At 61.2% G+C, this 21971-nt stretch carries 23 protein-coding genes; 13 read left to right on the top strand and 10 right to left on the bottom strand.

Annotated elements, in window-relative coordinates; genetic code table 11:
* The first annotated feature begins 24 nt into the window (after nucleotides 1–24).
* The gene (locus EFD56_RS17380) at nucleotides 25–483 is read left to right on the top strand and encodes a winged helix-turn-helix transcriptional regulator (protein ID WP_085742960.1); all 459 of its coding nucleotides are present in this window, start codon (nucleotides 25–27) and stop codon (nucleotides 481–483) included.
* A 93-nt stretch (nucleotides 484–576) separates the two neighbouring features.
* Here EFD56_RS17380 and EFD56_RS17375 read toward each other — a convergent pair whose 3' ends face one another.
* The 5 genes from EFD56_RS17375 to EFD56_RS17355 form a co-directional block, all read right to left on the bottom strand.
* Nucleotides 577–1953 carry an ATP-binding protein gene (locus EFD56_RS17375; RefSeq protein ID WP_012484640.1) on the bottom strand — a complete coding sequence of 459 codons (1377 nt, stop codon included), beginning with the start codon at nucleotides 1951–1953 and terminating at the stop codon, nucleotides 577–579.
* Nucleotides 1954–2030: 77 nt separating this feature from the next.
* Nucleotides 2031–2732: a response regulator gene (locus EFD56_RS17370; protein ID WP_004680166.1), complete on the bottom strand. Its 702-nt coding sequence runs from the start codon at nucleotides 2730–2732 to the stop codon at nucleotides 2031–2033.
* Nucleotides 2733–3224 (bottom strand): MarR family winged helix-turn-helix transcriptional regulator, encoded by a 492-nt coding sequence (locus EFD56_RS17365; protein WP_016733699.1) that lies wholly within the window; start codon nucleotides 3222–3224, stop codon nucleotides 2733–2735.
* 732 nt (nucleotides 3225–3956) lie between these two features.
* Nucleotides 3957–4226, bottom strand: coding sequence for a hypothetical protein (locus EFD56_RS17360; RefSeq protein ID WP_004680164.1), 270 nt, complete (start codon nucleotides 4224–4226; stop codon nucleotides 3957–3959).
* Between the two features lie 207 nt (nucleotides 4227–4433).
* On the bottom strand, nucleotides 4434–5051 hold the full coding sequence (locus tag EFD56_RS17355; RefSeq protein WP_004680162.1) for a DUF1236 domain-containing protein: 618 nt from the start codon (nucleotides 5049–5051) through the stop codon (nucleotides 4434–4436).
* A 286-nt stretch (nucleotides 5052–5337) separates the two neighbouring features.
* Here EFD56_RS17355 and EFD56_RS17350 point away from each other — a divergent pair, with 286 nt between their 5' ends.
* A complete protein-coding gene (locus EFD56_RS17350) occupies nucleotides 5338–6027 on the top strand; it encodes an MBL fold metallo-hydrolase (RefSeq protein ID WP_037140523.1) in 690 nt (229 codons plus the stop codon).
* A gap of 15 nt (nucleotides 6028–6042) precedes the next feature.
* Here EFD56_RS17350 and EFD56_RS17345 read toward each other — a convergent pair whose 3' ends face one another.
* The 4 genes from EFD56_RS17345 to EFD56_RS17330 form a co-directional block, all read right to left on the bottom strand.
* Nucleotides 6043–6384, bottom strand: a complete 342-nt coding sequence (locus EFD56_RS17345) for a tRNA-binding protein (protein ID WP_064818714.1) — start codon at nucleotides 6382–6384, stop codon at nucleotides 6043–6045.
* 10 nt (nucleotides 6385–6394) lie between these two features.
* Nucleotides 6395–7222 carry a pyrroline-5-carboxylate reductase gene (proC, locus tag EFD56_RS17340; RefSeq protein ID WP_012484644.1) on the bottom strand — a complete coding sequence of 276 codons (828 nt, stop codon included), beginning with the start codon at nucleotides 7220–7222 and terminating at the stop codon, nucleotides 6395–6397.
* Nucleotide 7223: 1 nt separating this feature from the next.
* Nucleotides 7224–7724, bottom strand: coding sequence for a type III secretion system chaperone family protein (locus EFD56_RS17335; RefSeq protein WP_004680153.1), 501 nt, complete (start codon nucleotides 7722–7724; stop codon nucleotides 7224–7226).
* 390 nt (nucleotides 7725–8114) lie between these two features.
* The gene (locus tag EFD56_RS17330; RefSeq protein WP_004680151.1) at nucleotides 8115–8375 is read right to left on the bottom strand and encodes an accessory factor UbiK family protein; all 261 of its coding nucleotides are present in this window, start codon (nucleotides 8373–8375) and stop codon (nucleotides 8115–8117) included.
* Nucleotides 8376–8577: 202 nt separating this feature from the next.
* Between EFD56_RS17330 and lgt the strand changes: the two genes are divergently transcribed.
* The 6 genes from lgt (at nucleotide 8578) to EFD56_RS17300 (ending at nucleotide 14563) form a co-directional block, all read left to right on the top strand.
* A complete protein-coding gene (gene lgt, locus EFD56_RS17325; protein ID WP_004680150.1) occupies nucleotides 8578–9426 on the top strand; it encodes a prolipoprotein diacylglyceryl transferase in 849 nt (282 codons plus the stop codon).
* Between the two features lie 15 nt (nucleotides 9427–9441).
* A complete protein-coding gene (locus tag EFD56_RS17320; RefSeq protein WP_064818716.1) occupies nucleotides 9442–10542 on the top strand; it encodes a class I SAM-dependent methyltransferase in 1101 nt (366 codons plus the stop codon).
* Nucleotides 10543–10652: 110 nt separating this feature from the next.
* Entirely contained in the window at nucleotides 10653–11447 is a 795-nt protein-coding gene (gene pgeF, locus EFD56_RS17315) for a peptidoglycan editing factor PgeF (protein WP_085742964.1), read from the top strand.
* Nucleotides 11448–11452: 5 nt separating this feature from the next.
* Nucleotides 11453–12604 (top strand): M24 family metallopeptidase, encoded by a 1152-nt coding sequence (locus EFD56_RS17310; RefSeq protein ID WP_085742965.1) that lies wholly within the window; start codon nucleotides 11453–11455, stop codon nucleotides 12602–12604.
* A 102-nt stretch (nucleotides 12605–12706) separates the two neighbouring features.
* Nucleotides 12707–13525 (top strand): hypothetical protein, encoded by an 819-nt coding sequence (locus EFD56_RS17305; protein ID WP_085742966.1) that lies wholly within the window; start codon nucleotides 12707–12709, stop codon nucleotides 13523–13525.
* 105 nt (nucleotides 13526–13630) lie between these two features.
* A complete protein-coding gene (locus EFD56_RS17300; protein WP_004680140.1) occupies nucleotides 13631–14563 on the top strand; it encodes a ribose-phosphate pyrophosphokinase in 933 nt (310 codons plus the stop codon).
* A 373-nt stretch (nucleotides 14564–14936) separates the two neighbouring features.
* On the opposite strand, the gene EFD56_RS17295 is transcribed toward EFD56_RS17300, so the two are convergent.
* Nucleotides 14937–16481, bottom strand: a complete 1545-nt coding sequence (locus tag EFD56_RS17295) for a hypothetical protein (protein ID WP_085742967.1) — start codon at nucleotides 16479–16481, stop codon at nucleotides 14937–14939.
* 325 nt (nucleotides 16482–16806) lie between these two features.
* Here EFD56_RS17295 and EFD56_RS17290 point away from each other — a divergent pair, with 325 nt between their 5' ends.
* The 5 genes from EFD56_RS17290 (at nucleotide 16807) to EFD56_RS17270 (ending at nucleotide 21965) form a co-directional block, all read left to right on the top strand.
* The gene (locus tag EFD56_RS17290) at nucleotides 16807–17418 is read left to right on the top strand and encodes a 50S ribosomal protein L25/general stress protein Ctc (protein WP_004680136.1); all 612 of its coding nucleotides are present in this window, start codon (nucleotides 16807–16809) and stop codon (nucleotides 17416–17418) included.
* Between the two features lie 191 nt (nucleotides 17419–17609).
* Nucleotides 17610–19961, top strand: coding sequence for an EAL domain-containing protein (locus EFD56_RS17285; protein WP_037140533.1), 2352 nt, complete (start codon nucleotides 17610–17612; stop codon nucleotides 19959–19961).
* Nucleotides 19962–19985: 24 nt separating this feature from the next.
* A complete protein-coding gene (locus tag EFD56_RS17280) occupies nucleotides 19986–20699 on the top strand; it encodes a substrate-binding periplasmic protein (RefSeq protein ID WP_037140535.1) in 714 nt (237 codons plus the stop codon).
* A 76-nt stretch (nucleotides 20700–20775) separates the two neighbouring features.
* The gene (gene pth, locus EFD56_RS17275; protein WP_037140538.1) at nucleotides 20776–21507 is read left to right on the top strand and encodes an aminoacyl-tRNA hydrolase; all 732 of its coding nucleotides are present in this window, start codon (nucleotides 20776–20778) and stop codon (nucleotides 21505–21507) included.
* On the top strand, nucleotides 21504–21965 hold the full coding sequence (locus EFD56_RS17270) for a GNAT family N-acetyltransferase (protein WP_009999661.1): 462 nt from the start codon (nucleotides 21504–21506) through the stop codon (nucleotides 21963–21965). The genes pth and EFD56_RS17270 overlap by 4 nt, the downstream gene beginning before the upstream one ends.
* Nucleotides 21966–21971: the final 6 nt, after the last annotated feature.

Raw genomic sequence — 21971 nt, 5'->3', positions numbered from 1 at the left:
CCTTCATTGGCTCCCGATCCATGTATGTTCTATTCTTTCCAATCGAAAGAAGGTACCGGAACGATCCATACACACCTCGAGGTAACTGAAGTGGCCGGCGACATATTCGATTTCTGTTGCGATATGACGGATGAACAGGATGCGCGGGCGCGCGCCTTGATCGAGCGGGCGGCGGCAAAATGGCCGCTGCGTATCCTGCATGTGCTCTCCGATGCAGGCGCCCCTCTGCGCTTCTCGCGCCTCGTGGAACGGGTCGAGGGCATCAGCCAGAAAGTGCTGACCCAGACGCTGCGCACGCTCGAAAGCGACGGCCTCATCATCCGTACGCTCTATCCGCAAGTGCCGCCGCGCGTCGAATATGAATTGACGCCGCTCGGCCGCGACCTCCTCGTGCAGGTCGCAACACTTTGGCGGTGGATCGTCGAGCGGCTCGGCGACTTCGACGCGCGCAAAGCCGTCAAGCTCGCGGCAACGAGCGCCTAAGCAATCAAAGGAATAGGGTGACGCTGTATTCGGTTCGGAATTGCGTTGAAAAATCCGAGCGGCTCTGCACTTCCATCAAAAGCCACAACCGCTCTAAGCCGGAATGCGGATCGTCGCCCTCAAGCCTCCGAGCGGGCTGTCGCCGAGCGTGACGTTGCCGCCATGGCTGCGGGCAATGTCACGGGCGATCGCAAGACCGAGCCCAGTGCCTGACGCATCGAGGTTGCGCGCAGCATCCAGCCGGAAGAACGGCTTGAACACGTCCTCGCGATTCTTCTCCGGAATGCCCGGCCCGTCATCGTCGAAGATAACAGTCAGCCATTTGGCGTTGTGTTTGGCCTCGATGTCGAGCCTATTGGCATAACGGCGCGCGTTCGAGGCGAGGTTAGTGACGAGACGCATGAAGGCGTTCGGCCTGACCGATATCTCGTCGTCGCCTTCGATCGAATAAGTGAATGTCTTGCCGTGCAGGGCGAAATCGGCTTCCAGTTTGGCGAAGACCTCGCTGAGCTTCAGTTCGCCGACATCCTCTTCGACCTCACCCCGTGCAAAGGCCATATAAGCCTCCAGCATCGTCTGCATATCATTGACGTCATCGTTCAGGCCATGCAGATCGGGGTTGTCGCCGGCGAGCGCCAGTTGCAGTTTGAAGCGGGTCAGGATGGTGCGCAGATCGTGGCTGACGCCGGAGAGCATCGCCGTGCGCTGCTCGATCTGCCGCTCAATGCGTTCGCGCATCAGAATGAAGGCAAGGCCGGCGCGGCGGACCTCGTCGGCACCGCGCGGATAGAAATTGTCGGGCTTCTGCCCCTTGCCGAAGCTTTCGGCCGCCCGCGCCAGCATCAGGATCGGGCGTATCTGTCCCCGCAGGAAAAGGATCGAGATGCCGATCAGCACCAGCGAGGTGCCGACCATCCAGACGATGAAGATATGGGTATTCGAGGCATAGGTCTGACTGCGTTTGGCCAGCACCCTGAGGATCTTGTTTTCCAGCTTGATGCGGATCTCGACCAGATTCGAGTTGCCGACCGTATCGATCCAGAAGGGCCGGTGAATCTCGTTGGTGATCTCGTCGGTGAGGATGCCGTCAAGGATCGAGAAGAACGGCTTGACCCGCGGCGGCGGCAGGTCGCCGTCGGGCTCGATCGAGATCTGCAGGTTGAGCTGGTCACGGGCAATCCGAATGATCTCGCCATAGTCCGAATTCTGCGGATAGGTCTCGACAATCTCGATGATCGCGGCGATGTCGCGGGTGACGGCAAGCGACAGCCGCTCGGTCACCATCTGCCAGTGCCGCTCCATGAAGACGGCGGCGACGACGGATTGCAGGAGCACCATCGGAATGATGATGATCAGTAGCGATCGGGCGTAAAGTCCGGTCGGCAATCGGCGCCGCAGCCAGCGGACGATCCAGCGCCAGCCCGCAGCAGGAGCGCGGTCTTCCCGCCGCAAGCTGTCCATTGTCGCCATCAGCGTCGGTCCTGGCCTTTCAGAGCATCATGCCGGAAATTGTGAACGCTATCGGCATCATGCTCGCTTCCTCAAATCTAGTCGATGCTCAGCCTGTATCCGATGCCGCGCACCGTCTGCAGCCAGACGGGGTTGGCCGGATCCTCCTCGATCTTGCGCCTCAGCCGGTTGATCTGCACGTCGATCGTCCGCTCGCCGACCTCGGTGTCGTTGCCGATCAGTTCGTGGCGGGGGATCGTGTCACCGGCGCGCCGCGCAAAGAGCAGCATGATTTCCTGCTCGCGGTCGGTGAGCCGGATCACTTCGCTCGCCTTCTTCAGCTCCTTGCGGGTCAGGGAGAATGTGTAGGGCCCGAACATGACCTGTTCGATCTTCAGCCCCTCACCGCCGGCGTTGCGGCGCAGGATGTTGTTGATGCGCAGCACCAGCTCGCGCGGATCGAAGGGCTTGGAGAGATAGTCGTCAGCACCGGCCTCGAGGCCCTCGATGCGGTTGCCCGATTCCGCCAGCGCCGTCAGCATGATGATCGGTACGTTCTTGATGGCGCGAAGCCCGCGGGTGACGTCGATGCCGGATTCGCCGGGCATCATTACATCCATGATGATGAGATCGAAATCGAGACCCGCAAGCTTGCGTTGCGCTTCGGCGCCGTCGGCCGCGACAGTGACGCGAAAACCGTTCTCCGCAAGATAACGATTGAGCAGCGCGCGGATGCGGGAGTCATCGTCGACCACCAGCAGATGTGCCGCATCGTCGGAAATACCTGTTTTGACCGCCATTCAATCCGCCTTCTTTCTGTCCCGCATGCCCCCGAGGAAGGCCTTCACGCCCTCCCGCACCTGCGCAGAGGCTCCTTCGAATGCCCGCTCAATGCGGCGCGATTGCGGCTCGGCAAGCGCAAGCGCCAGCTCGCGCCCCGATTTCGTTGGATAAAGCTTGCGCTGCCGCCGGTCCTCAGGTCCGGCCACCTGGCGAATATAGCCTGAATCGATCAGCTGTTTCAGCACCCTTGCAAGACTCTGCTTGGTGATCTTCAGCGTGTCGAGAAGATCGGCGACGGTCATGCCGGGATTGCGGTTGACGAAATGCACGACACGATGATGCGCCCGGCCGAAACCGCTCTTTTCGAGGATCGCATCGGGATCGGAAACGAAGTCGCGATAAGCAAAGAAGAACAACTCGATAATCTCGAAATCGATCGTGTCGGTATCTTCCATCGGCGTGGCCAGCGGCTCCGGCTTGCCCGCTTTCGGACCGGTCTGTCGTGACACTCGGCTTTCCTTTCTCTTCCCCGCACTGCGGCACGTTTTCGTGGGGATAGGTCAGTTTTGTTGACTTAAATTTGCGTCGCTGCCGGCTTTTGCCGGGGCCGAGCCCCGCGCGGATTTTTGTTGCCCTGGCATTTCCGTGGAACCAACGCCCATCGGCATTCCGGCGCGGCGTGCAATTTCCCCCTGCTTCTGTGGATAAAACGTAATGGGGACAACAATCAACAGCCATGGCGTTTGAAGCGCCGGGGGAGTTCAAGGATGGCTTCGGTTCTTTTCGGCCGTGAAATATAATTCAACGGCGAGTTCATCGCCCGATAGGACGCCAAGATCGTCTGACCCGTGACCTTTATTCTCGAGGCGCGCGCGCCCATGGCGGCAGGGTGTACAGTTCACGTGATATAACCCGCGCCCGCGCAGATCCGCCGCCATTCTCGGCTTCACGCCTATTCCGTCGACGAACTCGACGCGGCGCCCGTCGATCCTCCTGAAGCGTCAAGGTTTTCAGCATCTCAGGCGGATCGCCTGGGCGCGGCTGTGATATGATGGGCAGTCCAGCTCATCAACGTCAGCGACCATCTGCGAAACGCTGATGAACAACTTCATCGAGGAAGTCCATCCGGCGGCAGCTTCCGCCGGATAAGACCCTCATGCGACCGGTGCAATGCTATGCGGCAGCACCGTTTGCGCGCCTGAGAAGACGCCCGGCGCTGCAAGGCATGCCCGTCAGACCCTTTACCTGTGTGCCCGCGCCATGACCAGGCCGGCAAGTGTCGAGAGAATGCCGCCGCCGATCAGCCCGCCGATGCCGTCGGCGATCAGACCGGTCATAGCGGCGTCCCCGCCGACCATGCCGAGCAGCATGCCGCCGCCGACACCGCCGATCGCACCTGCGATCGTCCGGGCGACGACGTTGATTGCATGCTGCTTCAAGGCGGCGCTTGCAGCGTTGCCGCCGATGGCACCGGCAATCAATTGGACGACGAACGGAAGTAGCGCTTCCATGATTTCCTCCTCTGGCGGTCTCCCCGACCGCCGCTAAATGCCGAAGCTTCGGCATATTAGCATTTTATCATATTCGAGAGGACGGCGTGAAGAAAAATCAACCGATGCGGGATTAAGGCGAAGAGGCAGCTAACCGCCGGGCTCGTGAGGCATTCTCAAACGAAAGGCGGCCCGACGGCCGCCTCACTCCAGCTTTGATCGATTATATCATTGATAGACATAGACGATCCGGCGCGTGCCGGGATCAACCAGCACGGGACGATCATTGATCCTGGTATATCGGTATTCATAGTCGGGGATGGTCTGGAAGGTGACGTCATCCGGCACCTCCGCCCCAACGACGACATCGCCGCCGAGCCGCACCGTCTCGGTCGGATTGGTTTCGATATAGGTGCGCACCGTTTCCGGCGGAGTGATGGTCTCGACAGCCCCGACCGGGCCGATCAGTTCGTCGCCTGGCGCCGGCTGCGGCTCAGCCGGGACGACGCTGGCGGTCGACTCGTAGGTGACGACGGGAACGCCGATTTCGGCGCGATGCTGCTCAACGATCACCTGGTTGCCGCCATAATCCATCTGCAGATAATCGGCATAGACCCAGCCGCGCATGCCGTTGACGTCGACGCGGCACCAGCGGCTGCCTTCGATGCAGCCATCGAGCACTGCGGTTGAGCCGCGGGTGGCAAGGCCGACTGCCGGATATTGCGGACCCGGACCTGCGCGGACGTTGAGGTCGTTGACCGTGGTCGCCACCATCTCCGCCTGTGCCAGACCGCCGGTCGCCAGGAGCACGGCTCCAGCCAGTAAGATGTTTCTCTTCGAGGTCATGTGGGCGTCTCCTTGGTTTCGATGGCCGGACAACGCGCGGCGTTCCACGATGTTCCCCCGCCTTGCCGCCGACAAATCGGCGGCTTCGGAGAGCCACGCGCAAGCATCTGAAAAACAAAGATAAAGCTTGATTCTGTCGCTGTATGGAGTTAGCGGGAGGCCCTATAAATTTGTATTGCAGTCGGTCTTTTTGCCGTGAAACAGGGCGTGGCAGCAGCAGATTCCGGCTGTCCTTGCCACCGTTTCGAACTATACCTGGGCACCCGAGACACCAAGCGAGGCACTTATGGGCATGCTCCAGGCCGGCATCATTCCGGTGACACCTTTTCAACAGAACTGCACGGTATTCTTCGATCCCGAGACCCAGGAAGGCGTCGTCGTCGATCCGGGTGGCGACGTGCCGCTCATTCTCCAGGCGATCGAGAAAAGCGGCCTGACCATCAAGGAAATCTGGTTGACGCATGGCCACCTCGACCATGCCGGCGGCGCCAAAGAGTTAAAGGAGGCCCTCGGCGTCGACATTGTCGGACCGCACCAGGACGACCTGCCGCTGTTGCAGCGCATCGAAACCCAAGCGGCGAATTACGGCATATCAGGATTGCGCAACGTCCTGCCCGACCGCTGGCTGAAGGATGGCGACAGGGTCTCCTTCGGCGCCCACGAATTCGAGGTCTATCATGCGCCCGGCCATGCGCCCGGCCATGTCATCTATTTCAACCGCGCGCAGAATTTCGCCCATCTCGGCGACGTGCTCTTCAACGGCTCGATCGGTCGTACGGATCTGCCGGGCGGCAATCATCAGCAACTGTTGGATTCGATCCGCGACAAGGTCCTGCCGCTCGGCGACGAGGTCGGCTTCATCTGCGGCCACGGCCCTGGCAGCCGCATCGGCGATGAGCGGCGCAGCAATCCATTTTTGCAGGAAATCAGAACCGCTGGAGCATCCGGGCCGGGCGCATCAGGCGAAACGCGATAGAAATGTAAGCAGCGCTCACATCATCTTGCGGCCGTTCGGCACCGGCTGTTCGACCGCGGCGAGCACGATCGCGCCGTTCTCATCCGCGAACCCCAGCGTCAACACTTCCGAGCGAAACGGCCCGATCTGGCGAGGCGGGAAGTTCACAACGCCGAGCACCTGGCGGCCGATCAGGCTTTCCGGCGTATAATGCACGGTGATTTGCGCCGAAGATTTTTTCATGCCGATGTCAGGGCCGAAATCGATCACCAGCTTGAACGCCGGCTTGCGCGCTTCCGGAAAGGGACTGGCCTCGATGATCGTGCCGACGCGGATGTCGACACGATCGAAATCGGCGTAGGAGATCTCTTCGGCCATGAGGTATCTTTCAGCCGGCCAGTTCCTCGGCCCGCTTCCGCGCTGCCGCGAGGGCCGTATCGAACAAGGGCTGCATGCCGTTCTCGGCCATCAGCACCGCGAGTGCTGCCGCCGTCGTGCCACCAGGAGAAGTCACGTTCTGCCGCAGCCGCGAGGCATCGTCGGGGGACTGGTGCAAAAGTTCACCAGCCCCCGCGACAGTTTCCCGCGCAAGACGCATGGCGAGGTCCGCCTGCAGGCCGAGCTTCCGGCCCGCCTCCGCCATACATTCGACGAGATAGAAAACATAGGCCGGCCCACTGCCGGAGAGCGCCGTCACGGCATCGATATCGGCTTCCGCTGGCACCCATTCGACCGGGCCGGAGACGCGCAGAAGGGAATGGACGCGCTCGCGCTGCTGATCGCTGACCGCTGAATTGGCATAGGCTCCGGTGACACCGCGACCGACCATGGCCGGTGTGTTCGGCATGGCCCGCACCATGGCGGCTTTCCCGAGATGTTTTTCGAGAAAACCGAGCGTCTTGCCGGCGGCGACCGAGACGACGACCGTCTCCGGCCCGACAGCGCTTTTCACCGCCGGCAACACCGCCTCCATCACCTGCGGCTTCACCGCAAGGAACAATACGCCTGCCTTCAACGCAGCCGGAACAGCCGCAAGATGGGTCGCTCCCGCCTCGCCGATCGTCGCCAGCATCGCCGGCGATGGGCCGGGATCGACGACGATGACGGCCGAGCCCGGGACGCCGCTCTTCAGCCAGCCGGAGAGCATGGCGCCGCCCATATTGCCGGCGCCGATCAGAACCACGGGATGTTTCGAGGAGAAAGCCTTGGCTGGCATCTTATGCCTCGCCGACCGTTTCGAACAGCACGGCTTCCATTGCCTTGGCCGCATCCATGCCGGACCAGACGACGAACTGGAAAGCCTGGAAATAGGCCTCGCAGGTGTCGAGCGCGCTGGAAAGCAGCACCTCCACCTGGCGGTTGGTGGGCTCAGCGCCGCCGGCAAGCAGCAGCGACTGCCTGAAGATGACGACGTCTTCCTGGCGCCAGAGGTCGAAATGCCCCATCAACACCTGCCCGTTGATCGCAGAGAGCAGCTTGACCACCTCGTTGACCCTGATGTCGGGAACCTTGATATCGAATGCGCAGCCAAGGTGCAGCGCCTCGAATTCCTCCATCCAGGAGAAGGAGACATGATAGTCCGCCCAGCGCCCCTCGACCGTCATCGCGATCTCGTCCTCGCCGGACCGTTCGAACGACCAGTCATTGTTGGAGGCCACGTACTCGATCATATCGACCGGGTTCGACTGACGCTCGACTTCCAATTCCATCAGGTTCATGCAGCACCTTCTTGACCGGAATGAATGCGACTTAACTTCGTGTAGGAACACAAGAAAGACACACTCAAATACCGGAAACTACCACCGGATGATCGTTGAACCGCTGCCAGACTTAACGCAGATAACCTGCCCGGAGCTTACCAAGTCGCTTCGAATCATCATTTAAAATCAGTGTATAATGACCCTTGCCACCTGCCAGCCCCCTGAGAGGAAAATACGGACGGGCCGTTGTGGAAAGCTCTTCGAAACTCAATTCAGAAGGGAGAATAAGCGACTCTGCGAATTGGCTTTTTTGGCAGTGTCCACAGGTGGAAAACTCAGCTGGAATTTTTTGTGACAGACGCGGCGTGTGGCATGAAGGCAACGCCGCGTCTGCACCATACCGGGATATCAGCGATCCTCGCCGGCAAGCTTTGCTTCCAACGCCGCGATGCGGGCGGCAAGCGCCTCGTTTTCGTCGCGTGCCTTGATCGCCATCTCGCGCACGGCTTCGAATTCCTCGCGCTTGACGACGTCCATGCTGTTCAGCCAACGCTCGGCCTGGGCGTTGAAAGCCGTCTCGATCTCCTTGCGGACTCCCTGGGCAGCACCTGCCGCGTCGGTCATCAGCTTGGCGAACTCATCCATGATGCGGTTCGTTCCGGTCGTCATGGCGTTTTTCTCCCTTCGCATGCGGTGAATTGGGCCCTTCAGGGCCTCGAAGATTGAGGTAGGGCTTCGCCATCGGCGATGCAAGCGCTTTGCACCGGATAGTCCTCGGCGGCCGCGTTGCGCAAGCGAGATCACGAACAATGGACTTGACCGTCCGGGATCGCAGCGGCATGTTCCGCCGACTTCAACGGATGGGAAAACCTTGCCGATAGCCGCCGATCTCCTCGCCATCATGCCTTTCCCGGACATCGATCCGATCGCCTTTTCGATCGGTCCGCTGGCGATTCACTGGTACGGTCTCGCCTATGTTGCCGGTATCCTGCTCGGATGGGCCTATGCGCGCCGCCTCGCCGCCAACGACAGTCTCTGGCCCGGCAACGCATCGCCGATATCAAGAGTGCAGCTCGACGATTTTATCGTCTGGGCAGCCCTCGGCGTCGTCCTCGGCGGTCGCCTCGGCTATATTTTTTTCTATGATCTTACAGCCGTCTTGCACGATCCCGTGCGTGCGGTTCAGATCTGGAACGGCGGCATGTCGTTCCATGGCGGCCTGACCGGCACGACGATCGCCATGATCCTCTTTGCCCGCCGCCATGCCATTCCGGTCTGGAGCCTGTTCGACATCGTCGCCACGGTCGTTCCCTTCGGCTTGTTCTTTGGCCGCATCGCCAATTTCATCAATGGCGAGCTCTGGGGCCGGTTGACCGACGTGCCCTGGGCCGTGGTCTTCCCGACCGGTGGTCCTTTCGCCCGCCACCCGAGCCAGCTCTACGAAGCCGGCCTCGAAGGTATCGTTCTGCTTCTGGTGCTGGCCGCCCTCGTCTACGGCATGCGTGCGCTGAAAACTCCGGGCTTCATCACCGGCGTCTTCGTCTGCGGCTATGCGCTATCCCGCATCTTCGTCGAATTCTTCCGCGAGCCCGACGCCCAGCTCGGCTACCTCCTCGGCACCACCTGGCTGACCATGGGCATGGTTCTCTCCTCGCCGATGATCCTGCTCGGCCTCTGGGCGGTGCTGCGCGCCCGTCGCCAGGCTGCGCTCCAGCTCTGAACGGCGGATAATCACATGAACACCGCTCTCGGCGAAAAGATCAAGGCGATCATCCAGGCCAATGGCCCGATCAGCGTCACCGATTATTTCTCGCTTTGCCTCGCCGATCCCGAACATGGCTATTACCGCACCCGCGAGCCCTTCGGCCGTTCCGGCGATTTTGTCACCGCCCCGGAGATCAGCCAGATCTTCGGCGAAATGATCGGCGTCTTCATCGTCCATGCCTGGCAGCGCCACGGCACGCCGGCGGATGTGCGCCTCGTCGAGATCGGGCCTGGCCGCGGCACGATGATATCGGACATGCTGCGTGTCATCTCGCGCATCGCCCCGCCGCTTTTCGACACCATGACGGTGCATCTTGTCGAAACCAGCGAGCGCCTGCGCGACGTCCAGAACCAGACGCTCGAAGCCTATGGCGAAAAAATCGCTTGGCACGACGGATTCGACGAAGTCCCGCCCGGCTTCACCCTGATCGCCGCCAATGAATTGTTCGATGCGATCCCGATCCGCCAGTTTGTCCGCACGCAGACAGGTTTCCGCGAGCGCATGGTCGGGCTCGACGCCGACGGCGAGCTGACCTTTGCCGCCGGTGTCGCCGGCCTCGATCCCGCGCTGCTTCCCGAACCGGTGCAAAACCTGCCGCTCGGCACACTTTTCGAGATCTCCCCTGCCCGCCAGGCGGTGATGATGGCGATCTGCGAGCGGCTGCGCGCCTTCGGCGGCACGGCGCTTGTCATCGACTACGGCCATCTTGTCACCGGTTTCGGCGATACGCTGCAGGCGGTGCGCATGCATGAATTCGACCCGCCGCTTGCCCATCCCGGCGAAGCCGACCTGACGAGCCACGTCGATTTTCAGCAGCTCGCCGAAACGGCGCTGACATCAGGCCTGCATCTGAACGGCGCCCTGCACCAGGGCGACTTTCTGACCGGCCTCGGCATTCTCGAGCGCGCCGCCGCTCTCGGGCGCGACCGCGAGCCGCAGACCCAGCAGGTCATCCAGACGGCGGTCGACAGGCTTGCCGGCGCCGGTGAAGGCCGGATGGGCGAACTCTTCAAGGTCATGGCCGTCTCGCATCCGGCTGTCGATCTGATGCCCTTTCGGCCGGTGGATTGACAGGGCGCACGCGGCTGAGCCAACATCCGCGCGAACAGCAAGTTGAAGCGCGCCGCCGATGCGATGCGCTTGGGACAATAACAAACCTCTCGAAAAACCCGGAATCACAGATGCAGGACGCGGCCTCTCCCGCACCGATCGAAAGCGCGCTGCTGAACGGAGCGGCCGGCACCGCCATCCGCCACGGTTATTTCACCCGCGCCGGCGGTGTTTCCGAAGGGATCTATCGTGGTCTCAATGTCGGCCTCGGCTCCAGCGACGAGCGGGGCAAGGTGATGGAGAACCGCCGCCGCGTCGCGGCCTGGTTCGATCTGCCGGTCGAGCGGCTGGCAACCGTCCATCAGGTCCATTCTCCCGATGTCGTGACGGTCGGCGCCGACTATGATGGGGGCCGTCCCGATGCCGATGCGCTGGTGACGGCGGTCCCCGGCATTGCGCTTGGTGTGCTGGCCGCCGATTGCGGCCCCATCCTCTTTGCCGATCCCGAAAATCGCGTCATCGGTGCCGCCCATGCCGGCTGGAAGGGTGCGCTGACCGGCGTGCTCGAAAACACCGTCGCAGCCATGGAAGCGCTGGGGGCTGACCGCGGCAGCATAGTGGCCTGCCTCGGCCCCTCGATCAGCCAGGAGAGCTACGAAGTCGGACCGGAATTCGTCGATCGCTTCGTCGCCGAAAATCCCGATTACGAACGCTTCTTCATGCCTTCCGCAACGCCGGGCCGCGCCATGTTCGATCTGCCGGCACTGACCATCGACAGGCTGACCCGGGCCGGGGTGCGGGCCGAAAGCCTCGGCCTCTGCACCTATCTGGACAGCGAACGCTTCTTTTCCTATCGCCGGACGACACATCGCAAGGAGCCGGACTACGGCCGCCAGATTTCAGCGATATCAATCAGGGAGACTTGAGCAGCATGGCACTGCACTTCGAAAAGGCCGAGTTCGCAAGCCGACTTGCGCGCCTCACCGAGAAGATGAAGGAAGAAAAGCTCGACGCCCTGCTGCTCTTCGCCCAGGAAAGCATGTACTGGCTGACCGGCTACGACACCTTCGGCTACTGCTTCTTCCAGACGTTGATCGTCAAGAGCGACGGCACGATGGCGCTGATCACCCGCTCGGCCGATCTTCGCCAGGCTAAACACACATCGATCCTTGAGGATGTGCATATCTGGGTCGACAGGGTCAATGCCGATCCGACGCTCGACCTGAAGAACCTGCTGGTCGAGATGGATCTGCTCGGTGCCCGCATCGGCGTCGAATATGATACGCACGGCATGACCGGCCGCGTCGCCCGCCTGCTCGACGCGCAGTTGACCACTTTCGGCCAGATCGTCGATGCCTCCTATCTCGTCAGCCGTCTTCGCTTGATCAAGAGCCCGACCGAGGTCGCCTATGTCGAACGGGCTGCAGACCTCGCCGACGACGCGCTCGACGCCGCGATCCGGCTGACGAAACCGGGGGCTGACGAAGCCGACATCCTCGCCGCCATGCAGGGAGCGATTTTTTCCGGCGGCGGCGACTATCCCGCCAATGAGTTCATCATTGGCTCCGCCGCCGACGCGCTGCTCTGCCGCTACAAGGCCGGCCGCCGCAAGCTCGACGCCAATGACCAGCTGACGCTCGAATGGGCCGGCACTTACGCCCATTATCATGCCGCCATGATGCGCACGATCGTTATCGGCGAGCCGATGCAACGCCATCGCGAACTCTACAACGCCTGCCGCGAAACCATCGAAGCGATCGAGACCGTCCTGAAGCCCGGCCATACCTTCGGCGACGTCTTCGATATGCATGCCCGCATCATGGACGAGCGCGGCCTCGCCCGCCACCGGCTGAATGCCTGCGGTTATTCGCTCGGCGCCCGCTTCTCGCCCTCCTGGATGGAACATCAGATGTTCCATGTCGGCAATCCACAGCCGATCGAGCCGAACATGTCGCTCTTCGTGCACATGATCATTGCCGATTCCGATACCGGGACGGCGATGACGCTCGGACAGACCTATCTGACGACGTCGGATGCGCCACGCGCACTGTCGCGTCATCCACTCGATTTTATCGGCCTTTGAAGCCCGGGATTGACCGGTGAGAATCCGGAATTGACAGACGACCATCCCCGCCCGCATAAATTCGGGCGGGCTGATGCGATTGTGGGAAGGACGGATCACCGGATGACGCGAGCTGCGACTGTGCCCACGCTCCTGTTCACCATGGCCCTGCTCACCGCCTGCAATACCACCGACGCACTGACGCCGCTGGTCGGCATCGGCGAATCCTCCGGAGGCCCGTCGTCAAGCCCGGTGACCCAGCGTGAGGCCGAAGGTTTGGCGGGCACGCGTCAACCGGTTTTCGCCGCAACCTCGCAGCCGAATGGCTATCATCCAGCTTTCAATCAATCGCAGGCCGCCTATCGGCCGGGCAGTGGCGCCCTACCGACAACGATGCAGGAACAGGCAGACGCCCTGTCGAGGAACAGCACCTCGCCCGCCGCCTCCGCCCCGATCGAGGGACAGACACTGCCGCCGGCTGTGACCAATGCCGCGCCTCAGGCACAGTCCGACCAGACGCTCGACGCGCAGCCGCAGCAGACCGCCGCCCTCACCCCCGGCGCCTCTTCCGCCTCCGGCAATACCGTGCGCTTCCTGCCGATCATCGGCGCGCCGGTGCAGGCCGTAACGCCGCTCTCGCGCCAGCTCGGCGCCGAGGCGCGGGCGCACGGCCTTTCCATCAAGAGCTCGAACGATACGAGCAGCGACTACATTCTCAAAGGCTATCTCTCCGCCTTCAGCGACGAGGGCAAGGTCACCGTGGTCTATGTCTGGGACATTCTCGACAGCGGCGGCGCTCGCCTGCACCGCATTCAGGGGCAGGAAAGCGTGCCGACGGCGGCGGCCGACCCCTGGGCGGGCGTTCCGGCTTCGGTGATGCAGCAGATCGCCTCGAAAACCATCGCGGAATTCACCTCCTGGCGGCAGGCACGGGGCGGTTAGTCACAAACTTTTTGCAAATATCAAAGCCTGTGGCGCCTTTGCCCTTGCATTCACGGGGAAGCTGACTAAAAAGCGCGGCTATCAGCGCATAACAGGCGGACCAACATGAAGGTTTTCGCAGGCAATTCGAACCGGCAACTCGCCGAAGCGATCTGCAACTATCTCAACGTTCCCTTGGGGAAAGCCAGTGTCCGAAGGTTTGCCGATCAGGAAATCTTCGTGGAAATCCAGGAAAACGTCCGCGGCGAGGATGTTTTCCTCGTACAGCCCACGTCCTATCCTGCCAACGACCATTTGATGGAACTGCTGATCATGATCGACGCCATGCGTCGTTCATCAGCCCGCCGCATAACGGCCGTCCTCCCCTATTTCGGCTATGCCCGCCAGGACCGCCGCGCCTCCGGCCGCACCCCCATCTCGGCCAAGCTCGTCTCGAACCTGATCACGGAAGCCGGCGCCGACCGCGTCATGACGCTCGATCTCCACGCCGGCCAGATCCAGGGTTTCTTCGATATTCCAACAGACAATCTTTACGCGCTGCCGGTCCTGACGCGCGACATCAAGAGCCAATATGACCTCAGCAACGTCATGGTCGTCTCGCCTGATGTCGGCGGCGTCGTTCGCGCCCGTGCGCTTGCCAAGCGGCTGGACTGTCTTCTGTCGATCGTCGACAAGCGTCGCGACCGGCCGGGTGAATCCGAAGTCATGAACATCATTGGCGACGTCACCGGCAAGGACTGCCTGCTGATCGACGACATCGTCGATTCCGGCGGCACGCTCTGCAATGCGGCCGATGCGCTGCTCGCCCAGGGCGCTTCCAGCGTCACGGCTTATATCACCCACGGCGTGCTGTCCGGCGGCGCCGTTACCCGCGTCACCTCGTCCAAACTGCGCGAACTTGTCATTACCGACTCGATCCAGCCGACGACGGCGGTGCAGTCCGCCCACAATATCCGCGTCGTGACGACCGCTCCGCTGATCGGCGAAGCCATCAGCCGGACGAGCCAGGAAGAATCCGTCTCCAGCCTGTTCGATTAAAAAGAGCCGGCATTCGACCGGCTCTTTCAATTTCGGCATCAGATGGACCAGGCTATTACCACGCGTGCTCACCGAGCAGCGTGAATTGCTGGAAACGAAAGCCCAGAATAATCGTCGTTCCGATCGTCCGGCGAAGCTTGTCACGTAAGGCGCAACTCCGTTCCTTGCTCGCGTCATTCCCGGCCTTGTGCCGAGGATCTGCTGCCCTATCGACCGACGACAGAGTCTCGGGACAAGCCCGAAGCATGACGAAACAGGGGGTTGTTGGCTTTGTCAGCGGTCTGAAGCCGACTTTGTGGCGGATTTTTTGTGGTCAACACGCTGAAGCCGGCGCAAGGCCGGCCTCATTTATTTCTATCGCGATCGATAGCCCTCAAGGCTGCTGCGTCGGCGCAGGCACCGCGTCCTGGCCCTGATCCGGTTCCTGCTCCTGGTCCGGCTCTAACTCCTCATCCTGATCCGGACCATCCGGTCCCTTGACCTGCTGACCATTGACCGCCACGGAGCCGTCGCGGCTGACGCTAATGTCCCAGCGCGAGCGTCCGTCCGCATCGGTTTTGGCGAAACCCTTCACCATCATGATGCCGAAGGAGACCTGGTTGAGATCGGGATCGGTTTTCGCGAGTTCCTGAACCGCGGCGATCGTCTTGTCGAGATCGCGGGCAAGGATCGTCGCTTCCATCGAATAATCCTTCTCGGTATCGACGCGGCCCTCGATCTTGCCGGTCATGTCGACGTCATAGACATCCGACTTGGCGCTGATCTTCGGGAATTCCACCGTAAGCCGGCCATCGCGGAAAAGCTGTTTCGACATCTCCTCGCCGCGCTTCTCCGCTTCCTTGTCATTGAAGTCCAGTTTCATGAAGGCGTCGCCGAAGGTGGCGAAATCCAGGTTCGGAACGGCAACCTGCAGGTCGAAGCTGGTCGGCATGAAAGCTGAATAGTTTGCCGGCATCAGCGGCGTGTCGAGGCTGATCTCCTGCGCGTTCATGCCGAAGCCGAAGCGCATTGCATTGCTTGGCCCGTCCATGGCCAGGTTGTAGCCGAATGCTTTGGCGCCGCCCTTACCCATTTCGGTACTGACGGTCAGATTGTTGACCCCGATCGTCTCGTTGAACGAGGTAAGAAGCGGGAAGGCCTCCCTCAATATCCCCTTAAGCTTATCGCTGTTTTCGGGGCTCAATTTGTCCTCGTGGATGTGGTCGAGAACGAAGAAGATCGTGTCGCGGATCTGTTTGGCCGGCAGGCCGTTTACTTTACCCTCGAAATTGATCGCATCGGCCCGGACTTCGACGGGCGGCATCTGCTGGGCGGAAACCTGCTCCAGGAACGTCGACATCGAGCCGCCGATGACGAAATCGATGCGCCCGTTGCCGCCGGCGCTGTCCGTAGAATTCAGTGTATGTTTCATGCCGCCGAAGCTGACGTTGACTTCCTCGGTATCCGTCTTGCTCGTGAGCTTGATGTCCTTGGCCGTCGCGTCACTCGCGCGCAGATAGCTGATCGCAGGATCGAAGACGCCGTTATAGGCGAGCGAAGCGATGGAATAAGTGAAATCCGTCCGCTTCTGGTCCTTGTCCTTGAAATGGCCGGAGACGTTGAGCTCATTGTCGCCTTCGATATTCCAAAAGCCCCTGTCGGTGGGAGTGGCGAACATCGACCAGGGCGCCAAGCCATTGATCGTGAAGGTCGCAGGATCGACCTTGGTCAGCAGCTTTGCCAGATCGTAGATGATCTCGTAGCGCGTGCCCGCCGGATTGACGGTGATCAGGCCGTTCTTTGCCAGATCCTCCGGGAGCAGCTTCGTCAGGGTGCCCTTGAGCGCATCGGCGCCGGCCTGGTTGATCTCGACGCTCTGAGCCGTCGTGACAAGGCAAAGTGCCACCAAGCTCGTTGCCGTGACAAGTTTGAGACGCATGGTCTGGTTTTCTCCTCAGCCGCTTTTTTGATTGGGCATCCAAAGAGGTGAAGCGCGCCGATGTCAACCTCGGCTGAAGGGGCAGTGCTGAATTTTGCCGCGCGCGCAACGTCGATGCGATCCCACTTGCCGAAGCGCCCATATCGCCGGAAAACAGCCTGAATCCGCAACTTGCGTTTCCGGGCGACTTATAATATAGGCCACCGGTCCGCGTAGACACCCTTGGAGGCAACGCGGATGAGGCTGGGGAAACCCGCCTCCGGTTCGACGGAACAAGGCGTTTGCCTGCCGCCGGACTCTCCAAATAACCTCGAAAGGAATAGCCATGAGCCAGGAAACTTACGAGCTCAAGGCCGAGGCGCGCGAACGGGTTGGTAAGGGGTCCGCCCGTGAACTTCGCCGCAACGGTTTGATTCCCGCTGTCATCTATGGTGACAAGCAGGCCCCCATTGCCATCGCTCTCAACACCAATGAGGTGACGAAGCGCATCCACGCCGGCGGTTTCATGACCACCGTAGCGACCATCGAAGTCGACGGCAAGAAGTACAAGGTTCTGCCGAAGGACTACCAGCTCGATCCGGTCCGCGATTTCACGATGCATGTCGATTTCCTGCGCGTGTCGGGCAACACCCAGGTGAGCGTCGAAATCCCGGTTCACTTCATCAACGAAGCGAAGTCCCCGGGCCTCAAGGTCGGCGGCGTTCTGAACATCGTCCGCCATGAAGTCGAAGTGCATTGCCCGGCCGACGCGATCCCGGAATTCTTCGACATTGACCTCAGCGGCAAGAAGATCGGCGACAGCATCCATATTTCGGAAGTCACCCTTCCGAAGGGCGTGACCCCGGTCATCGACCGCGACTTCACCATCGCGACGATCGTCGCTCCGGCTGCCGGCGTCGAGAGCGCCGTCGAAGCTGAAGGCGAAGCCGAAGCCTGATCGCTTCGACCAATTTGTAAGGCCTATGGCCCGCCTTCCCGTGAACCGGGGAGGCGGGCTTTTCGTTGCCCGCAGGGCCTCCGTTTCAGCAACATTTAACGTATTCGTGAAAGCATGCCCCGTCAGCTGCGATGAAGCCGGCCCGAACGCGCGACAGCAAATATGGCCGGCCTGGGGGAGTAGACGGAACCATGAACAATTCCGTTGAGAACAGGTTTTTTGGAATTGTTTGCGGAGCGCTGCTTGTTTTTGTCGCTCCTCTCTTTGTTCTTTTTCTTTTTCTTTCCTCAGAGCGAGCCGACAAGGAAATACGCGATCATATCTCGGTTCTTCTTGTCGCCAACGCCCAGGCGCTGGCAAAGCCCCTCTGGGACCTGGATGAAGAAAGCGTCACCCAGATCAGCGCGACGGTCGTTTCCCAGGGCGCCATCGTCAAGGTCGAAGTGCGCGACCAGTCAGGCCAGCTCGACGTCAGCCAGTCCACCATTCCGCGCTCCTTCGACGGCAAGCTCGTGCAGGTGTCGCGCGCCATCATTTACAACACCATCGATGGCCCGAAGAATCTCGGCAGTATCAGTGTCTACTATCCCGCCCTCGGCCTGTTTTCCGGCCTGAAGCAGGAAGAGGTCGTTTTCATTTCGATCTTCATCTTCGCGGTTCTGACCGTTTTCGGCACTGCGCTGATCGGCAACCGCTTCTTCGTCATCCAGCCGCTGATGCGGCTGACGGCGGCGATCGAGGCCACCCGCCAGCTCGGCTCCCGCCATCACGTCGACTGGCAGTCGAACGACGAGATGGGACGGCTTGCCCACAGCTTCAACGAGATGCAGACCAAGCTCGAAAGCGAGGAGAAGGAGCTGAAGCTCGCCCATCGCCGCGCCACCGATATCTACAACCTCACTCCCGCCATGCTCTTCTCCCTCGACGAGGAAGACCGCATCACCGCCGTCAGCGACTATTGGCTGCTTGCCACCGGTTATAATCGCGCCGCCGTCATCGGCCGCAACTTTGCCAATCTCGTCACCGCAAATACCCGCGACAAGTTCGTCAAGCGCCGCCGGGCCGAAAGCGGCATGGCGGTCACCGTCAAGTTCGTCTGCCTGGATGGCCGCACCATGGACGTCCTCATCATGGAATCGGAAGCCGGCGCCGACGCTCACGATCGCCTTTCGCTATCGGTCATGACCGATGTGACCGAGCTTAAGGCCTCCGAGGACCGCAACCATCGCCAGGCAATCACCGACCACCTGACCGGGCTTCTCAACCGCCAGGGTTTTGAAGCCGTGCTCGACAGCAAGATCGCCGCGGCAGACGCCGCCGGCCAGGAGCTCGCCTGCCTCTTCGTCGATCTCGACCGCTTCAAGTGGATCAACGACAATATGGGCCACGCCGCCGGCGACAAGGCGCTGATTGAACTTGTCGAGCGCCTGAAGACCCATCTTGCTCCGTCCGACGAGGCGGCCCGTCTCGGCGGCGACGAATTCGCCATCCTGCTGCCGGCGAAGGACGCCGAAAGACGCGCCAAGGCGATGTGCGAACAGATCGCCTCGATTTTCGAAACCCCATTTGCCCCGGACATGCATCTGAGCGCTTCGATCGGCATCGCCATCTATCCGCATCATGCCGCGACCGCAGCCGAACTGCTGCAGAAATCCGACATGGCGATGTACGCCAAGAAACGCGACGGCAAGAATGGCGCGCAGCTCTTCGACAACGTCATGCTCGACCGCGCCCGCAGCCGCGCCGAAATCGAGGCCAATATCGAAGCCGGTCTTGCCGAAAGCTGGTTCGAGGCCTTCCTGCAGCCGATCGTCAACTTGAACGGCCGCAGCATTGCCGGTTTTGAAGCGCTGATGCGCCTCAACCATCCGCAGAAGGGCTTGATGCCGCCGACCGAAATCATCAGCGTCGCCGAAGAGACGGGAAAAATCGTCCGCGTCGGCAACGTCATCATGGAGAAGGCGATCGCCAATCTTGCGAAGATTTCCCGCATCTCAGGCATGCAGGATAGCTATCTCGCCATCAATTTCTCGCCGCTGCAGTTCGAGCCGGCGCTGCCGGCCCGGCTTGCCGCCATTGCCGGCCGCCACGGCATCCGCCCCGAACGCATCGTCGTCGAGATCACCGAAGCCGTGCTGATGCACGACAATCCGCAGATCCGCATGATCGTCACCGAGCTTCGCCGCTTCGGCTGCCGCATCGCGCTCGACGATTTCGGCACCGGCTATTCGTCGCTGAGTTACCTCAACCGTTTCCCTGTCGATATCATAAAGATCGACCAGTCCTTCACCCGCGCGATCAACGACGGCGACGATGACGTGCGCCAGAAGAGCCGCATGCTGATCGAAGGCATAACGACCCTGTCCCACAAGATGAACTGCACCGTCATCGCCGAGGGCATCGAGACCGAAGAGGAATGCCGCACACTCCACCAGATGGGGCTGGATTATGGTCAGGGCTACCTCTTCCATCGTCCGCAGCACGCAGCCAAGCTCATTGAGGAACTGATGACACCCCAATCGGCCGTCGCACGCGCCTCGTAAACGAAGAACGAAGGAGATGATCCGATGAAAAAGCTCCTGCTTCTCGCATGCCTGGCGCTGCCCTGCACCGCCCATGCGCAGACGATCAATTTCACCACCGAGGACTATGCCCCCTTCAACTATCGCGAAGGCAAGGTGATCAAGGGCGCGACGGTCGAGCAGGTCGAAAAGATGATGGCCGCGATCGGCGTCGACTATACGATTGAGGTCATGCCCTGGGCCCGCGCTTTCGGCCTCGCCCGCACGGCGCCGATGACCTGCGTTTTCGCCACAGCCCACAACAGCGCGCGCGATCCGCTGTTCAAATGGATCGAGCCGCTGCTCATCGATCGCAATATCCTGATCACCCGCAAGGGCTCGGGCGTCACCGCCGGCAATCTGGACGAGGCGAAGAAATATACGGTCGGCACCCAGCGCGAGGACTATACAGAGACGATCCTGAAGGAGAAGGGCTTCCCAAAGCTCGATGTCGCCAGCGACTTCAACGCCACACTGCGCAAGCTGCTCAGCGGCCGCATCGACATGATGCCGATCTCGGAGCTCTATTTCGACAAGCTGAAGGCCGACCAGCCGGTGGAAATGGTGACGGTGCTCTCCGCTCAGCCGATGGGCATCGCTTGCGAGAAGAGCTTTCCGGACGATCTGCGCGCCAAAATGCAGGCCGCCCTCGACAAACTGATCGCCGATGGCGACCAGAAACAGATCTTTCAGAAATACGGCATGAACCTCTCGGACTGAAGCTGCCCTTTCCGCTTGACTTTGCTCTCGTTTCCGGGTGGTGAACTCGGAAATGCTTAAGTGAGGACGACAGGTCATGCTGATCATCGCGGGTCTTGGCAATCCAGGCGGCAAATACGCCGGCAACCGCCACAATATCGGCTTCATGGCAGTCGATGCCATCCATCGGCGTCACAGCTTCTCGCCCTGGTCGAAGAAGTTCAAGGCCGAGATCGCCGAGGGTGAACTCGGCGGCGAGAAGGTGCTGCTGATCAAGCCGCAGACCTACATGAACCTCTCCGGTGAGGCCGTCGGCGAGGCGATGCGCTTTTACAAGCTCCAGCCCGCTGACCTTGTCGCTATCTATGACGAGCTCGACCTCTCCCCGGGCAAGGCGCGGCTGAAGACCGGCGGCGGCCATGGCGGCCACAACGGCATCAGGTCGCTGGACGCCCATTGTGGCAAGGAATACCGGCGCCTGCGCCTCGGCATCGGCCATCCCGGCATCAAGGAGATGGTGCAGAACCATGTGCTCGGCGATTTCGCCAAGGCCGACAAGGACTGGCTGGAACCGCTGCTCGACACGCTCGCCGACAATGCCGAGATGCTGGTGCGGAACGAGGATTCGCAGCTGATGAACAAGATCGCGCTGGCGCTCGGCGGCAAGGCCGAGGAGGAAAAACCGCGGAAGGAAGGCAAGGATGGCGAAAAGAAGCCGGCCGGTCAGTCGCATATCCGCCAAGCTCGCAGCAGCAATCAACCGAAACTCCCCGCCACCGGGCCGATGGCCGAGATGCTGAAGAAGATGTTCGGCAATAAGGGGGAATGAGGCCGATGCCGGACCAGGATTTCGCCGTCCGTCCCGCAGCTGCCGGCGATCTCTCGGGGCTGATGACCCTCTACCGGCATTTGAACCCCGCTGATCCGCTCCTCGACGACATCACCGCCGAGGAACGCTTCTCGGTTATCCTTGCCCAGCCCGGTATGACCGTCTTGATGGGCTTTGCCCGTGATATCGCTGTCGCCACCGTGACCATGATTGTCGTGCCGAACCTGACGCGGAACGGCGCCTCCTATGCGCTCCTCGAAAATGTCGTCACCCATGCCGACCACCGCCGACGCGGCTATGCCGGCGCCGTCATCAGCCATGCGGTGACCGAGGCCTGGAAGGCCGGCTGCTACAAGGTGATGCTGCTGACCGGCTCCAGGACTCCGGCGACGCTGCGCTTCTATGAGAATTGCGGCTTCCTGCAGGACAAGACCGGCTATCAGATCCGCCGCCCCTGAGCCTGG

It is taken from the genome of Rhizobium phaseoli, from assembly GCF_003985125.1.
Lineage (GTDB): Bacteria > Pseudomonadota > Alphaproteobacteria > Rhizobiales > Rhizobiaceae > Rhizobium > Rhizobium phaseoli.
Note: the sequence above shows the minus strand (reverse complement) of the source record. Positions and strands in the feature narration are given on the sequence as shown.

What these genes read in the sequence shown, in the direction of transcription:
- EFD56_RS17380 (WP_085742960.1), top strand. Translation starts at nt 25, where the DNA reads ATGTTCTATTCTTTCCAATCGAAAGAAGGTACCGGAACGATCCATACA.
- EFD56_RS17375 (WP_012484640.1), bottom strand. Translation starts at nt 1,953, where the DNA reads ATGGCGACAATGGACAGCTTGCGGCGGGAAGACCGCGCTCCTGCTGCG.
- EFD56_RS17370 (WP_004680166.1), bottom strand. Translation starts at nt 2,732, where the DNA reads ATGGCGGTCAAAACAGGTATTTCCGACGATGCGGCACATCTGCTGGTG.
- EFD56_RS17360 (WP_004680164.1), bottom strand. Translation starts at nt 4,226, where the DNA reads ATGGAAGCGCTACTTCCGTTCGTCGTCCAATTGATTGCCGGTGCCATC.
- EFD56_RS17355 (WP_004680162.1), bottom strand. Translation starts at nt 5,051, where the DNA reads ATGACCTCGAAGAGAAACATCTTACTGGCTGGAGCCGTGCTCCTGGCG.
- EFD56_RS17350 (WP_037140523.1), top strand. Translation starts at nt 5,338, where the DNA reads ATGGGCATGCTCCAGGCCGGCATCATTCCGGTGACACCTTTTCAACAG.
- EFD56_RS17345 (WP_064818714.1), bottom strand. Translation starts at nt 6,384, where the DNA reads ATGGCCGAAGAGATCTCCTACGCCGATTTCGATCGTGTCGACATCCGC.
- proC (WP_012484644.1), bottom strand. Translation starts at nt 7,222, where the DNA reads ATGCCAGCCAAGGCTTTCTCCTCGAAACATCCCGTGGTTCTGATCGGC.
- EFD56_RS17335 (WP_004680153.1), bottom strand. Translation starts at nt 7,724, where the DNA reads ATGAACCTGATGGAATTGGAAGTCGAGCGTCAGTCGAACCCGGTCGAT.
- EFD56_RS17330 (WP_004680151.1), bottom strand. Translation starts at nt 8,375, where the DNA reads ATGACGACCGGAACGAACCGCATCATGGATGAGTTCGCCAAGCTGATG.
- EFD56_RS17320 (WP_064818716.1), top strand. Translation starts at nt 9,442, where the DNA reads ATGAACACCGCTCTCGGCGAAAAGATCAAGGCGATCATCCAGGCCAAT.
- pgeF (WP_085742964.1), top strand. Translation starts at nt 10,653, where the DNA reads ATGCAGGACGCGGCCTCTCCCGCACCGATCGAAAGCGCGCTGCTGAAC.
- EFD56_RS17310 (WP_085742965.1), top strand. Translation starts at nt 11,453, where the DNA reads ATGGCACTGCACTTCGAAAAGGCCGAGTTCGCAAGCCGACTTGCGCGC.
- EFD56_RS17305 (WP_085742966.1), top strand. Translation starts at nt 12,707, where the DNA reads ATGACGCGAGCTGCGACTGTGCCCACGCTCCTGTTCACCATGGCCCTG.
- EFD56_RS17300 (WP_004680140.1), top strand. Translation starts at nt 13,631, where the DNA reads ATGAAGGTTTTCGCAGGCAATTCGAACCGGCAACTCGCCGAAGCGATC.
- EFD56_RS17295 (WP_085742967.1), bottom strand. Translation starts at nt 16,481, where the DNA reads ATGCGTCTCAAACTTGTCACGGCAACGAGCTTGGTGGCACTTTGCCTT.
- EFD56_RS17290 (WP_004680136.1), top strand. Translation starts at nt 16,807, where the DNA reads ATGAGCCAGGAAACTTACGAGCTCAAGGCCGAGGCGCGCGAACGGGTT.
- EFD56_RS17285 (WP_037140533.1), top strand. Translation starts at nt 17,610, where the DNA reads ATGAACAATTCCGTTGAGAACAGGTTTTTTGGAATTGTTTGCGGAGCG.
- EFD56_RS17280 (WP_037140535.1), top strand. Translation starts at nt 19,986, where the DNA reads ATGAAAAAGCTCCTGCTTCTCGCATGCCTGGCGCTGCCCTGCACCGCC.
- pth (WP_037140538.1), top strand. Translation starts at nt 20,776, where the DNA reads ATGCTGATCATCGCGGGTCTTGGCAATCCAGGCGGCAAATACGCCGGC.
- EFD56_RS17270 (WP_009999661.1), top strand. Translation starts at nt 21,504, where the DNA reads ATGAGGCCGATGCCGGACCAGGATTTCGCCGTCCGTCCCGCAGCTGCC.